The sequence below is a fragment of the Pseudokineococcus basanitobsidens genome, assembly GCF_037482545.1.
GTDB classification, from domain to species: Bacteria; Actinomycetota; Actinomycetes; order Actinomycetales; family Quadrisphaeraceae; genus Pseudokineococcus; species Pseudokineococcus basanitobsidens.
Map to the genome: position 1 here is coordinate 69,952 of NZ_JBBIAA010000002.1, position 14,482 is coordinate 84,433.

Genomic DNA, 14,482 nt, shown 5'->3' on the forward strand with positions numbered 1-14,482 from the left:
GCCGTGCCGTCCTCGGGAGCCGCTGCCGTCCCGGTCGGGGCCTGCGGCGGCGGACCGTTCGGGCTGGTCGGGCCGGGAGCAGCTGGCACAGGGTCTCCTCGTCGGCCGCGCGCGGCCCTCGTCGTCTGACCTCGTCGGTCCCCGCCGGGGCGGGGCCCCCGGGCGGCGGTCCGCGCGGTGCGCGGCCGTCTCCCCACTTCGAACGTAGTGGCGGACCCGCCGTGCCCGCGAGCCGCGGGCACGCTCGCGGGTCGCTGCGGCCCGGCCGGGCTGCCGTAGCGTGGACCGCCGGCGGGGCCGGACCCGTCGACGGGACGGCGAGAGGCGGGCGAGACGCCCGCGGCGGCTGAGGAGGGCGCGTGGACGACACGACCCGCCGTCCGTCCGCCGCCCCGTCGCCGGGTGTGGGGGAGGTCCTCGGGCCGTACCGCCTGCTGCAGCGGGTCGGCGAGGGCGGCATGGGCGTCGTCCACCTCGCCCTCGGCCCGGGGGACCGGGCCGTCGCCGTCAAGGTCCTGCGCCCGCACATCGCCGACGACCCGGCGGCCCGGGAGCGGTTGCGCCGGGAGGTCGAGGTGCTGCGGAGGGTCCGGCACCGCCGGGTCGCCGAGGTCCTCGACGCCGACCCGGACGGCCCCCAGCCGTACGTCGTCACCCAGTTCGTGCCGGCGCGCAGCCTCGAGCAGCACGTCGCCGAGGAGGGCCCGCTCGGGCCCGCCGCCCTGGCGCGCCTCGCCGACGGGCTCGGGCGCGCGCTCGCCGCGGTCCACGACGCGGGCGTGGTGCACCGGGACCTCAAGCCCTCCAACGTGCTCATGCTCGACGGCGACCCCGTCGTCATCGACTTCGGCATCGCCCGCGTCGCCGACGAGGCCGCGCTCACCAGCCCCGGGCTCGTGATGGGGACGGCCGGGTACCTGGCGCCGGAGCTGCTCGAGGGCGCCGACGTCGGCCCCGCGGCGGACTGGTGGGGGTGGGCGGCGACGACCGCCTTCGCCGCGACGGGACGGCCGCCCTTCGGCCGGGGGCCCGTGGCCGCCGTCCTGGACCGCGTCCGTCGCGGCCGGGCCGACCTCGACGGCGTCCCCGCGGAGCTGCTGCCCGTGCTGCGCGCGGCGCTGTCCCCCGACGTCGACGAGCGCCCCGGCGAGGGCTGGCTGCGGCGGGCCGTCGAGGACCTCGCGGCCGCGGCGGCGCGCGAGCCCCGGATGGCGCCGTCCGCGGGGGACGCCGCGGCGACGACGGCGCTCGCCTCGCTCGCCGGCGGCCGCGTCGACGACGAGATGACGTCCGTGCTGGGTGGGGCGACCCCGCACGACACGGGGGGCGGGACGCCCGTCGAGGACGACGTCCTCGACGTCCTCGACGGCGGCGACGACGCGACGACCCGCCCGCACGACCGGGACGGCGCGGCGGCCACGACGGCCGTCCCGGCCCCGGGAGCGGGCGGCGTCCCCGCCGTGCGGGCGGACGGCACGACCTCGTGGGACGAGGTCGCCGCCGTGGACGCCCTGTGGGACGACGGGTCCCGGTCCGCCGGGGACGAGGAGTTCGCCGGGGACGAGGAGGAGGAGGACGACGCGCCGACCACCGTCCACGACGTCGCCCCCACCCGGGCGGTGCCGCAGGTGGCCGGACGGTGGGAGGAGTCGACGACGACGGCCTCCCCGCGGGACGCCCCACCGGCTCCGGACGTCCACGACGACCCCTGGGTGCAAGGCCGCGCCGCGTCGCAGCACGACGACCGGGGCTACGACGGCCGGGGCTACGACGGCCGGGGCTACGACGACCGGGGCTACGACGACCGGGGCCACGACGACCGGGGCCACGACGACCGGGGCTACGACGGCCGGGGCCACGACGGCCGGGGCCACGACGGGCGTGCGGCAGACCCGTGGGCGAGACCGCAGGACGACGCCGGCCCCGCCGGGCCCCTGCCCGTGATCGGCCCGGGCACGCCGGCCGCACCCCGGCGCCGCCCCGACCGGCCGGGCCTGCGGGCGGCGTGGGCGGCGGCGCTGGTGGCCGCCTCCTCCCTCGTCCCGGTGGTCGGCGTCCTCGTCGGCGCGCTCGTCGTGGTCCTGGCCCGCACCGTCGACCGCAGCCACGGCTGGGTCGAGCGACGCCGCGAGCTCGTCGGGCCCCGCCGCGGCGACGTCCCCCTCGCGGTGCTGCGCTCGCCGCTGCCCCTGCTCGCGGCGCTGGTGACCGGCGCCTTCTCCCTGCTGCTGCCCGTGGCCGTGGCCGCCGCGGTCGTCTTCCTCGTCGGCGTGGTCCTCGGCGACGCCGGCGTGGTGCCCGGCGACCCCGTCTCCCTGGCCGCGGGCGCGGCTGCCGGCGTCCTGGTCGCCTGGTACGGCCCGGGAGGTCGTCGGCTCCGGCGCGGCGCCGTGCTCGTCACGCGGACCCTGCCGACGGGACCGGCGGGGCGGGTGCTCGTCGTCGTCGCCCTGCTCGTGGTCGCCGCGGGGGTCTGGCTGGCGGTCACCGGCACCGCGCCCGACTGGAGACCACTGCCGCAGGCACCCCCCGGCCTGTGACCTGCCAGGGGACCCGGAGCCTCGTCGGGCCCTCGTCCCGGTCCGGTGCTCGAGGCCCGGCCGGGCGCGGAGGGGCCGAGGGGTAGCCCGGGCGCTCGACGTAGCCTTCGGTCGTGACCAAGAGCCGCCTCTCCGCGTCGAGGGGGACCCGTCGACCCGGAGGGCGGCCGCGCCGCGCCGGGGCGCTCACGGTCCTCGGGTCGGTCCTCGTGCCGGTCCTGGGGCTCGTTCTCGCGGCCGGCCCCGCGCACGCGGCCGTCGCGCCCCCCGTGGTCGTCACCGCGCAGCCCGCGGCCCTCTCCGCGTCGTCGACGCCTGCGGACCCGAGCGCGTCGGCCGGTGCTGCCGCGAGCCCGTCCCCGAGCCCGGGGCAGCGCCCCTCGGGCGTGGGCTCGGCGACGGCGTCGCCGGTGGGGCCGAGGGACGAGACGGGGACGGGCATCGTGCTCCCGCTGCTCGCGGCGACCGTGGTCGGCCTCGTGGCCCTCGGGCTGCTCTTCGCCTCCGCCGTGACCCGGCGCCAGCGCGAGGAACGCCGCCTGTAGCCCGTTCGTCGTCCGGGAGGTGGTACCGCGCGTCGCCGCGGGCCCGCCGTCCGACCGACAGGCCCCAGCACCCCTGCCGAGCACCCCGACCCCGCCCCGGAGGCGAGCACCGATGAGCCCGGACCCGCGCAAGCCCTCCAAGGCGGAGCGACAGGCCGACGCCCGCGCCAAGGCCCGCGCCATGCGCGAGCAGCGCGAGCGCGCCGCGCGCCGCAAGAGGCTCGGTCTCGTGACGGCCGCGGCCCTGGTCGCGGCGGCCGTCGTGGCCGTGGTGGTGGTCGCCGTCGTCTCGGGGCAGGAGGACGACGTGCCGCAGGCCACGCCGACCTCCTTCACCGAGGACGGCGGCTACGTGACGGGTGAGGCGGACGCGCCGGTCTCGGTGACGATCTACCAGGACTACCAGTGCCCGTTCTGCGCGCAGTTCGAGCAGACGAACGGAGAGTTCATCTCCGGCCTGCGGGACTCCGGCGACATCTCGGTCACCTACCACCCGCTGAACCTGCTGAGCCGCTTCGGCGACTACTCCGTCCGCTCGGCGAGCGCCGCCGTGTGCGTGGCGGAGGAGGCGCCCGAGCAGTTCCTCGCGTTCAACGACGCCCTCTACGACAACCAGCCGCCCGAGGGCGGCGACGGCCTTAGCGACGCCCAGATCACGTCCGTCGCCGACGAGGCGGGCGTCCCGGGCGACGTCGACAGCTGCATCACGAGCGGCCGGTACACCGACTGGGTCGACCAGGTCACCGAGGACCGCGACGAGCGGGTGCAGGGCACGCCGACCGTGCTCGTGGACGACCAGCAGGTCGAGGACGTCGCCCAGTTCCAGGCGGTCGTCACCGACGCCGTGGCCGGGACGGCGCCCGCCTCCTCCTGAGCCCGGCGCCGGCGCCTGCTGCTCCGCCGCCGTCCTCGACGTCCCGGACCCCGGCCGGGGGGTGACGCCGGATCCGGTGGAGGTCGACCGCGGCGGTCCGCGGGGCACACGCGCGGCGGTCCCGGTGTTGACCGCAGGCGACAAGGACCTGAGCCCCTGCACCGGACGAGGAGCACCTCATGCGCGCAGTCCAGTACTCCACCTACGGCAGCCCCGCCGACGCCCTGTCGGTCGTCGACGTCGACGAGCCCCACGCCGGACCCGGTGCGGTCCGCGTCCGGGTCGAGGCGGCCGGCGTCAACCCGGTCGACTGGAAGGTCGTCGCGGGCGCCATGGTCGGCGCCTCCGCCGGTGACCCCGTCCCCGGCGGCGCGGTGACCGCCGGCAAGGACGTGGCGGGGGTCGTCGACGAGGTCGGCGACGGCGTCGGTGACGTCGCCGTGGGGGACCGCCTGGTCGGGTCCGCAGCCTCGGGCGCGCTCGCGGAGCACGCCGTCCTCGACCTGTGGGCGCGCCTGCCGGAGACCGTGACGGCCGAGCAGGCGGCGACGCTGCCGGTCCCCGCCGAGACGGCCCTGCGGGTCCTGGAGCTGCTCGACCTCCAGGACGGGCAGACGCTCCTGGTCGACGGCGGCGCGGGGGCCGTCGGCATCGCCATCACGCAGATCGGCCTCGCCCGGGGCCTCCGCGTCGTGTCGACCGCCAGCGAGGCCAACCACGACTTCCTGGTCCAGCTCGGCGCGACGCCCACGACCTACGGCGACGGGCTCGTCGGCCGCGTCCGGGCGGTCGCGCCCGACGGGGTGCACGGCGCCCTGGACGCGGCGGGCAAGGGGTCGGTGCCCGACCTCGTCGAGCTGACGGGGGAACCGTCCAAGGTCGTCACCATCGCGGACTTCGGTGCCGGCGAGCTCGGCGTCCACGTCTCCAGCGGGGACGACGAGCGCGAACGCCGCGTGCGCGAGGCGGTGCAGCTCGCCGGTCAGGGCGTCGTGCTGGTCCCCGTGGCGCGGACCTACGCGCTCGAGGACGCCGTCGCCGCCTACGAGGAGAGCCGGAGCGGGCACGTCCGCGGCAAGCTCCTCGTCGTGCCGCGCTGACCCGAGCAGCCGCCGGGGGCGACGGCTCTCGTGGCCGTCGCCCCCGGTCGCCGCGAGGCGTGCCGTGACGGGTCACCTCACCCGTCGACGTCCCCGGTGAGGTCAGCCCGTGCCCGTGCTGTCCTCGTCCTGCCCATGGTCAGGTCCCGCCGACGCGACCGTCCCCGGCGGGGAACTGCCAGTACCCCTCGCCGAGTCGTGCGGGACCTTCGAGTCGTGCGGGGCCTTCGAGTCGTGCGGGGCCTCCGATCCGGGTGGGTCGTGGAGCTCGGTGACGAGCCCTTCGAGTCGTGCGCGCCAGGGTGGTGGGGCGTGCTCGGGTGGTGGGTCGCCGGTGCGGACGACGACGGGTCTGGTGCCGACGGTGTGGACGTCGAGGTGGCCGGTGTGGGTGCGGCGGTGGTGGTGGCCGCACAGGAGGACGAGGTTGGTCAGGTCGGTGGGGCCGCCGTCGGCCCAATGGTGGGCGTGGTGGGCGTCGCAGCGTTCGACGGGTGCTCGGCAGCCCGGGGCGGCGCAGCCGCGGTCGCGCAGCGCGAGGGCGCGGCGTTGCGCGGCGGTCACGGTGTAGGCGGTCCGGCCCAGGTCGAGCGGCTCGGAGCGGGTGCCGAGGACCGCGGGCACGATCTCGGCGTCGCAGGCGAGGCGGCGCACCGCTCCGGGGGACAGGGGCGCGTCGGACGGCAGCAGTCCCGCACCGGCCACGGCGCCGGTGAGCGCGGCGAGGTCGGTGGTGACCACCACGCGGGTGCGGGCCCCGCCGGTGGTGGGCAGCCCCGCGGCGGAGGCGGGTGGGGCGCTCAGGGCCTTGTCGGCCAGCGTGACGAGGGCGTCGGCGCGGCGCTGCGGGGCGGTGCGCAGGTCCGGTCCGTGCTCCCCGGAGGGCCGCGGCCCGGCGAGCGCCTCGATCGCAGTCATGAGGGTGGCGCCGGCCTCGGGGGCCAGGCGCCCGCGCAGGTGCCAGACGCCGCGGGTGTCCGGGGAGCAGTACAGCTCCCTCCGCTGGTGGGCGCGGGCCTCGGCCCGACCCAGCAGGTCCTCCCCTTCCACGACAGGGTCGCCCAGGGCGTCACCGTCGCCGAGGCGGGGGCCGGTCAGCTCGGTGCGGGCCAGGAGCCCGCGGGCGTGGAAGCGCAGGGTGGTCAGGGGCACCTCCGGGGCGTGCTCCAGCAGGACCCGCTCCACCGCCGCGCGACCGGCGGGTCCGTAGTGCTCCGGCAGGTCCAGGACGGTGGCGGCGACGACGTCGGCGGCCTCAGCGCTGATGGTCCCGGCGGCCAGCGCCGCCCCCGTCGCGGTGCCTTCCCCCAGGCCTGCGCCGTGGCCGCCGGTGCGCCCCACCCGCTGGGCCGGCAGCCCCGACCCGGTGACGTACGCCACGGTCGCCTGCCGGCGGGCCGCGGTCGCCGGGTGCACCCCCAGCACGCTCGCGAGGTCGGTGCGCCCGTCCCCTGCCCGCGAGCGTGCCAGCACCGCCCGCGCCGCCGGGTCCGTCGACCCCGGCACCAGCGCCTCACCGCGGGAGGCGACCTCCCCCAGCACCGCGACCTGCGCGGCCTGCGCCACCCGGACCAGGGCCTCGAGCTCGACCAGCACCGCCCGCAGCGCGGGTGTCGGCACCGACCACAGGGGCAGGTCCGCGACCGCGGCACGCCCCGCCACCACCGCACCGCGCAGGCCGCCCAGGCTCGGCAGGCCACCACCCGGCACGTCACCACCCGGCACGTCACCACCCGGACCCTCGACCACCGCCCCCGCTGCCATACCCAGAACCGTAGGACCGACCACCGACAACCACCCGAACACACGTTCGACGCTGCCGTCGGGTCGTCCCGCGACATCAGGTCGGAGGACGTCGCCGCGCGCACCCTGCCGTGCACCCTTGACAACGATGTCGCCCACGAGGTTCGCTCCGTCTGTCCGGTCTGCTCGGACCATGCCCGCTGGTCGCCGACGCCCAGGAGCCCGCCGTGCCGCACCCGCGCCACCTCACCGCCCTCACCACCACCGCGCTGACCTCGACCGCACTGGTCGCCGGGCTGCTCGGGGCCGCGCCCGCGTCGGCGGCCTCCGCGGACCCGCCGGCGGAGGGACCGCTCACCGACCTCGTCAACCCCTTCATCGGGACGCAGGACGAGGGCAACACCTTCCCCGGCGCCTCGCTGCCCTTCGGGATGGTGCAGCTGTCGCCGGACAACGGGCACACGACCGGCTACGACTACACGCGGGACCGCATCCGCGGCTTCAGCGCCACGCACATCTCCGGTGTCGGCTGCGGCCTGGGCGGTGACCTGCCGGTGCTGCCGACCACCGGCGACGTGACGTCGACGGACGACGCGCAGTACGCGCTGCCCTACTCCCACGACGGCGAGAGCGCCTCTCCCGGCTACTACACCGTCCCGCTGGAGGCCCCGGCGGGCACCGTGACCGCCGAGCTGACCGCCACGACGCGCACCGGCGTCGCGCGCTACACCTTCCCCGAGACCGACGAGGCGACCGTCCTCGTCAACGCGGGCCAGGCGCTGCACCGCGTGGAGTCCAGCGAGGTCCGCGTCACGAGCGACCGGACGATCGAGACGACGGTCGTCGGCAGCGGCTTCTGCCAGGGCACGAGGCCCTACACGATGCACTTCGTCACGACCTTCGACCGGCCGTTCACCGAGGTCGGCACCTGGTCCGGGGACGAGGTCTCCGCGGGCAGCACCGAGGCCGCCGGCACCGAGCGCCAGGGCGCCTACGTGCACTTCGACGCGCGGGAGGACCGCACCGTCGAGCAGACGACGGCGCTGTCGTGGGTGGGCGCGGACGGCGCCCGCGCCAACCTCGCCGCCGAGGGCGGGCGCACCTTCGACGAGGTCCGCGCGGCCGCGGACGCCACCTGGGAGGAGCGCCTGCAGCAGGTGCGCACCGAGGGCGGGACGCCGGAGCAGCGCCGCACCTTCTACTCCTCGCTGTACCGCTCGCTGCTGACCCCGAGCGTCGCCACCGACGTCGACGGCCGCTACACGGGCTGGGACCAGCAGGTCCACGAGGCGGACGGTTTCACCTACTACCAGACCTTCTCGCTGTGGGACACCTACCGGACCCAGGAGCAGCTGCTCTCGCTGCTGGCGCCGCAGGAGTCGCGCGACATGGCGCTGTCCCTGCTCGCGGTGCAGGACCAGGGGGGCTGGCTGCCGCGGTGGGCCTACGCCACCGTCGAGACGAACATCATGACCGGTGACCCGGTGACGCCCTTCCTCGTCTCCGCCTGGCAGCAGGGGCTGCTCGCCGGGCACGAGGAGGAGGCCTACCAGGCACTGCTGCAGAACGCCGACGGCGTGCCGCCCGCGGGCAGCCAGTACAACGGGCGCGCCGGCAACGAGCAGTACCTGCGCGACGGCTTCGTGCCGCACGAGCCGGAGCGCTCCGGCAAGCCGGGGGACTACGACCTGCAGCACGGCGCCTCCGCGACGCTGGAGTACGCGCTCGCCGACGCCACCCTGTCGACGATGGCCGCGGCGCTGGGCCACGAGGAGGACGCCCGGCGGCTCGCGCTGCGGGGGCAGAGCTTCCGCAACCTCTTCGACCCCCGGACCGGTTCCTTCCGGGCCCGGGACGCCCGGGGCCTGTTCGTCGGCCCGGAGGACCCGGCGGACGCCGTCGGGTTCCACGAGGGGACGTCCTCGCAGTACACCTGGCTCGTCCAGCAGGACCTCCCGCAGCTCGTCGACCTGCTCGGCGGCGAGGACGCCGCGAACGAGCGCCTCGACGGCTTCTTCGCCTACGACCAGCTGCTCGAGGACCCCGAGCGGACCGCCCGCGAGGTGTGGGTGAACAACGCCTACGACTACTACGGGTTCAGCACGTACAACCCGCAGAACGAGCCCGACCTGCACGCGCCGTACGTGTACGGCTGGACGGGCCAACCCTGGAAGACGACCGACGTCGTGCACGCGGCGCTGACGCTGTTCACCGACGGCCCGCAGGGCATCACGGGCAACGACGACCTCGGCACCATGTCGTCGTGGCAGGTGCTCTCGGCCATGGGCATCTACCCGTCGGTGCCCGGCACCGAGGTGTGGTCGCTGTCCACGCCGGTCTTCGACCGCGTCGAGCTGGACCTCGACCCGGCCTGGTACCCGGAGGGCTCCTTCACCATCACCGCGCCGGGGACGTCGGACGACGACAGGTACGTGCAGCAGGTCCGCGTCGGCGGCCGGCTCTCGGACCGCACGTGGATCACCGGTGACGACATCCGCGCCGGGCGCGACGTGGCCTTCGAGGTCGGGCCCGAGCCCTCGGACTGGGGCACCGACGTCGACTCCGCGCCCGAGCCGCTCGTCTCCGGGCGGGTGCGCACGAGCCACCTCGCGGCCGGGCTGGAGCCGGCCTCCGCCGACCTGCTCGGCAGCGACGAGGACCAGGTCGTCGACATGGGGGCCACGCTCGTCGTCACCGACCCCGGTCGGCCGACGGTCACGCTGGCCGCGTCGGCCGACGACCCCCTGCGGGTGCGTCTGGACCGCGACGTCCTGCGCGTGCGCTCGTCCGGCCTGCCGACGACCCAGGAGGTGCCGCTGCACGTCGTCGTCCCCGGGGGCACCGCGCCGGGGACCTACGAGGTGCGCCTGTCCGCCCGCGACCGCGCCGGCGACGTCGTCGAGCGCGCCGCGACCGTGACGGTCGTCCCGGCGTGCGGCGAGCCCGGCGGCTCCTGCCCGCAGGACCTCGGCCCGGCCTACGACGTCGACGGCATCGCGACGTCGGACGCGCGGGACGAGGGTGACTTCGACGGCGGCGGCTGGAGCTTCCCGGCCGAGCAGCTGCCCGCCCCCGGGGAGCAGCTGGTGCGGGGCCGCTCGTACGTCCTGCCCGAGACGTCCGGCACGGCACCCAACTTCGTCGCCGCCCGGGGCCAGACGCTCGCGCTGGAGCCCGGGTCCTACAGCGCGCTCGACGTGCTGCTGTCCGCCCACAACGGGGACGTCAGCGGCGACGCCGTCGTCACCTACGCCGACGGGTCCACCTCGACCGGCCCGCTGACGGCGACCGACTGGGCGGCCGGCGGACCCCGCCTCGGCGAGGAGACGGCGCTGAGCGCGAACGGTCGCTACCAGGCGGCCGGTGGCGGCGACGGCCTCACCGTGCACGTCTGGCACGACGTCCTCGCCGTGGACCCGGCGCGCCGGGCCGTGTCCGTCACGCTCCCGGACGAGAGCCGGATGAAGGTCATGGCGATCAGCGCCCGGACGCCGGCGGCCGCCGGCGAGGCGCTCGACCCGGCCGCCGCGGCGCAGGACGCCTACGCGGCGATGGCCGAGCAGCTCGCCGCCGCCGACGGCTCCGGCCTCTACCGGGAGCGTGTGCCGGCGGGCGCGGGGGACCGTCCGTACTCCTTCGAGTGGCCCTTCTCGCAGGCGCACGTCGCGGCGCTCGACCTCACCGGCCTGCCGGGCGAGCAGGGGGCCGCCTTCGCCGACGACCTCGCGCGCCACGCCGCGGCCCAGGAGCTCTACTGGGACCGCTCGGGGAGCGCGACCGGGCTGCCCGGCTACGACTCCTACCCGCAGCCGCCGTACGGCGGGTCGGGCGACCTCTTCTACGACGACAACCTCTGGGTCGGGCTGGCGAAGGTCCAGGAGCACCTCATGACCGGCGACGAGGCGGCGCTCGCCCGGGCCGAGGAGGTCTTCGAGCTGGCCGTCTCCGGGTGGGACGACGACCCGTCGCACGCCGCCCCGGGCGGCGTCTTCTGGACCCAGCAGCCGGGCGACGACGACCGCAACACCGTCTCGACGATGCCGGCGGCGCAGCTCGCCGTCCGCCTCCACATGATCACGGGGAAGCAGCGGTACCTCGACTGGGCGCTGCGGATGACCTCCTGGACCGACGAGCACCTGCGGGCCCCGAACGGGCTGTACTGGGACCACCTCTCGACGGACGGGACCGTCGAGACGACGCAGTGGGCCTACAACCAGGGGGTACCCGCGGGCACGTACGCGCTGCTCTACGAGGCCACCGGCGAGCAGCGCTACCTCGACCGGGCGCAGGAGGTCGCCGAGGCCTCGTACCGGTTCTACGTGGAGGAGGGGCGGCTCGACGACCAGCCGCGGGCCTTCGTCGCCATCTGGGCGAAGAACCTCCTGCTGCTGGAGTCCGTCACCGGGGGAACGCGCTACCGGGACGCCGTGACGGCGTGGGCGCAGCGGCAGCAGGCGGACCTCGACTCGACGACCGGCCTGTACGCCGGGGACGACGGCACGACCGAGCTGCTGGACCAGGCGGCGGTCACGCAGGTGCTCGCCGTGCTCGCGTGGCCGCAGGACCGCGTCGGCCTCCTGTACTGATCGGTCCGCGCGGACCGCGCCGGGCAGCACCGCAGACGGCCGGCGCACCGGGCGTCCCGTGCTGCGCCTCCGGGGACCGCGCTGGTCCGGTCCGACGTCCGGGCCCACGCTGGGAGCATGAGCGACGCCCAGCCCCCGTCCGGCCCGACCCCCTCGGCTCCGGGGGGCTTCCGCCGCCCTCCGTCCGCGGTGGGGCTCCTCGGCGTGGGGACCTTGTTGGTCGTCCTCGGCGTCGCCGTCCCGCGGCTGGCCGCCCTCACCGCCGCCGGCACGGCGGTCGCCCTCGCGGGCCTCGTCGCCGTCCCCGTCGGTGCCGTCCTCGTCCTGCTCTCCCTGCGGCGGATGGCCCTCGGCCTGGAGGCGGTCTACGACCACCTGGAGGGGCGTGGCGGGGCGCCGGCGTCCCGGGGCCGGGTGCACGGACCTGACGGTGAGCGGACCCGACCCGCTGCCCCACCGTCCGGGCCGCCGCCGTGGTCCGGCGCGCAGGTCCTGCGACGCGCTGCGGGCGCCGGGGCGGCAGGGGCATGCTGGTCGGGCAGGTCGGGGACGAGCCAGGGAGCGGACGATGCGTCGCGGTGGGGAGCAGGCCGGCGCAGGGAGGTCCGCGCGGTCGGCGGCGTCGGGCGTGCGCGTCTCGGCGCTGTGCCGGTCCGCGGTGGACCGGCTGCAGGGGGCGGGGGTGCCGCATGACACGACCCACGCCACCGTCCGCCGGGTCCACCTCGGCACGGACGTGCTGACCGTGCACGGCTCGGGCTGGGACCTGGGTCGCTACGTCCTGTGGTCCGACGGGTCCCTGCGGGAGGTCGGCGACCGGATCGGCTGGGTGGACGAGGAGTCCGGCGCGGTCCGCCTGCGCGGCGACGCGCGCTACTGCGTCGGTCCGGGCAGCGGGGCGCCGGCGCCGCGCGGCGGTGTGTGGGCGACGTCCGTCCTCGTGCCGCACGTGGACGTCGACGACGTGGGGGCCCGCACCGACGTCGTCGTCGCCGACGACGGCGTGTCGCGCTGGGCGGACCACCCCCACGTCCCGCCGCAGCGGCCTCGGCGGGGGGCCGCGCCCGCACCGGCGCGTCCTCGAGGGCAGTGGCCGGACCTGGCCGAGGACCTGCCCGCCCGCGTCGCGCGCCGGCTCGGCACCTGACGACCCGCTCGGCGTCTCCTCAGGACCCGTCGGCCCCCGCCCCGGGGACCGTCGCGTCCACCCACACGAGACGGTGGTCGGAGGTGGGGAAGGGGGAGGTGCCCACGAGGTCGAAGAGCGGGTCCTCCTCCTGCGGCCAGAAGACGCCGGAGCCCGTGACGCGCATGCCGATCCGCGGGAGCACGTAGTCCACGCGCAGGTTCCCCGGCGGCTCGGAGAAGTCGGCGGTGTCGGTGCTGGCGGGTCCCGTCTGGCCGAGGTTGGCGCCGGCCTGGAGGACCGACTGCTCGAGCGCCCCCCGGCTCGTGGGGGCCACGTCCTGGACCCGCGGCGCGTCCAGGAGCTGCTCGGCCGCGCCGGGCACGCTGTCGCCGTCCTGCGGGTCGGCGTTCTGGTCGCCCATGACGACGAAGCGCTCGCCCCCGCCGAGACCGCCTGTCACGCCGTCGTCGTCGTAGACGTAGCGGCTGCGCGCGGGGGAGACGTAGTCGGCCCAGAAGCGGATCTCGTCGGCGTTGCGGAGCCCGTTGCGGTCCTCGGGGCCGTCGAAGGTCGGCGGCGTCGGGTGGCTCACCAGCGCGTGCACGGTCCGGGCGCCCACCCGCACGGGCACGTCCCAGTGGCTCTTGCTCGACAGGCGCAGCACCTCGAGCTCCTCGGCGGAGTAGAAGTCGTGCGGCGCAGGCGTGCTCGGGTCGTCGGGCAGCCGCGAGCCGGGCATGTCGGCCCAGCGGAAGGTCTGGAAGGTGCGGACCTCGTCCTGCACGACGGGGTACCGGGAGAGGACCGCCATGCCGTACTGGCCGGGGAAGGCGCCGAACCCGTAGGCGTCACCCGGGCCGCCCACGGTGCCGTCACCGTCCAGGTCGTAGCCCGAGGGGAGCCCCGTGTTGACGTCGCCCGAGAAGGAGAACGGGTAGCTGATCGGCTCGGCCCCGCCCTGGGAGACGCCGAGGTAGTCCTCGACGAAGATCCGCAGCGCCTCCGGGTCGTGGTCGACCTCGTTGAGCAGCAGCACGTCCGGCCGCGTGCGCTGGACCACCTCGGCGACGTCGCGCGCCTGCTGGTCGCCCGCGAGCAGGTCGGCGCGCAGCTCGCCCGCGGTCGCGCGGTTCAGGGAGACGTTGTAGGTGGCGAAGCGCACCACGGTGCGCCCCGGGACGTCCGCCGGCGGGGGGACGGCGCGCGCCTGCGGCGTCGGGGTCGCGCTGCGGGGCGGCACGTCGGCGGACGCGGCCGTCGGGACGGCGAGCGCCGAGGCGGCGGCCAGGGTCACGGCGACGCGCAGCGGACGGCGCACGGGGCCTCCTCGGGGTGGTCGTCCGCCGGGAGCCCCGACGCGGTCGGTCCCCACCCTGCCGCCCCCGGGGCGGCGCGTCCAGGTCCGGCGAGGGTGCCCTGCGGGCCGGCCGTGCCGTCGCGGCCTCACCCCGGCGCCCGGTGCGCCATCCGCTCGCGGATCCGGGCCGCGACCTCGGCCGCCTCCCCCTCGGCGTACCGGTGGCGCGGCCCGAGGAAGAACCGCAGCCCGTCCCCCCGCGACCGGGGGACGACGTGCTGGTGCAGGTGCGGCACCGACTGGCTGACGACGTTGTTGACCAGCAGCAGCGCTCCCTCGGCGCCGGTGGCCGCCTCCACCGCCCGTTGCAGCGCCTGACCGGTCACGAGCCACTCCCGGGCCAGGTCGGCGGGCAGCTCGTCGTAGGTCGGCACGTGCACGACGGGGGCGAGCAGGACGTGGCCGGGGAAGAGGGGGTGCGCGTCGAGGAAGGCGAGGAGGCGCTCACCGCGGTGGACGACGTCCGCCGGGGCGTCACCGCGCACCACGGCGCAGAAGGCGCACGGGGCGTCCGAGCCCCGCGGGCTGAAGGCCTGCGGCACCGCGCCTCCGTCGTCCGGCGTCGAGGGGTCGTGGCGCCCGGTACCGGTGCGGGCGCCCTTCCCCAC

General features: G+C 76.8%; 9 protein-coding genes and 1 pseudogene. 7 read left to right on the forward strand and 3 right to left on the reverse strand.

Translation table 11 applies throughout. The features are described 5' to 3' along the window. Window positions 1-359: 359 nt before the first annotated feature. From WDZ17_RS02600 to WDZ17_RS02615, 4 genes are all read left to right on the forward strand, one after another. Window positions 360-2,540: a serine/threonine-protein kinase gene (locus WDZ17_RS02600; RefSeq protein ID WP_339573573.1), complete on the forward strand. Its 2,181-nt coding sequence runs from the start codon at window positions 360-362 to the stop codon at window positions 2,538-2,540. A 113-nt stretch (window positions 2,541-2,653) separates the two neighbouring features. Further along, window positions 2,654-3,085, forward strand: a complete 432-nt coding sequence (locus tag WDZ17_RS02605) for a hypothetical protein (protein WP_339573574.1) — start codon at window positions 2,654-2,656, stop codon at window positions 3,083-3,085. Window positions 3,086-3,197: 112 nt separating this feature from the next. Beyond that, window positions 3,198-3,959, forward strand: a complete 762-nt coding sequence (locus WDZ17_RS02610) for a DsbA family protein (RefSeq protein ID WP_339573575.1) — start codon at window positions 3,198-3,200, stop codon at window positions 3,957-3,959. 179 nt (window positions 3,960-4,138) lie between these two features. Further along, window positions 4,139-5,059 carry an NADP-dependent oxidoreductase gene (locus tag WDZ17_RS02615; protein WP_339573576.1) on the forward strand — a complete coding sequence of 307 codons (921 nt, stop codon included), beginning with the start codon at window positions 4,139-4,141 and terminating at the stop codon, window positions 5,057-5,059. A 102-nt stretch (window positions 5,060-5,161) separates the two neighbouring features. On the opposite strand, the gene WDZ17_RS02620 is transcribed toward WDZ17_RS02615, so the two are convergent. Beyond that, window positions 5,162-6,823: an HNH endonuclease signature motif containing protein gene (locus WDZ17_RS02620; RefSeq protein WP_339573577.1), complete on the reverse strand. Its 1,662-nt coding sequence runs from the start codon at window positions 6,821-6,823 to the stop codon at window positions 5,162-5,164. A 206-nt stretch (window positions 6,824-7,029) separates the two neighbouring features. On the opposite strand from WDZ17_RS02620, the pseudogene WDZ17_RS17430 reads away from it, so the two are divergent. From WDZ17_RS17430 to WDZ17_RS02630, 3 genes and pseudogenes are all read left to right on the forward strand, one after another. Further along, window positions 7,030-9,381, forward strand: a pseudogene (locus tag WDZ17_RS17430) (GH92 family glycosyl hydrolase); the annotation flags it as partial. A 93-nt stretch (window positions 9,382-9,474) separates the two neighbouring features. Continuing rightward, window positions 9,475-11,388, forward strand: coding sequence for a glycoside hydrolase family 76 protein (locus tag WDZ17_RS17580; protein ID WP_494516966.1), 1,914 nt, complete (start codon window positions 9,475-9,477; stop codon window positions 11,386-11,388). A 682-nt stretch (window positions 11,389-12,070) separates the two neighbouring features. Next, a complete protein-coding gene (locus WDZ17_RS02630) occupies window positions 12,071-12,535 on the forward strand; it encodes a hypothetical protein (protein WP_339573579.1) in 465 nt (154 codons plus the stop codon). Window positions 12,536-12,554: 19 nt separating this feature from the next. Here the strand turns inward: WDZ17_RS02630 and WDZ17_RS02635 are convergent, their stop codons facing one another. Then, entirely contained in the window at window positions 12,555-13,823 is a 1,269-nt protein-coding gene (locus WDZ17_RS02635) for an endonuclease/exonuclease/phosphatase family protein (protein ID WP_422631803.1), read from the reverse strand. A gap of 137 nt (window positions 13,824-13,960) precedes the next feature. Beyond that, window positions 13,961-14,482, reverse strand: coding sequence for an HIT family protein (locus WDZ17_RS02640; RefSeq protein WP_339573581.1), 522 nt, complete (start codon window positions 14,480-14,482; stop codon window positions 13,961-13,963).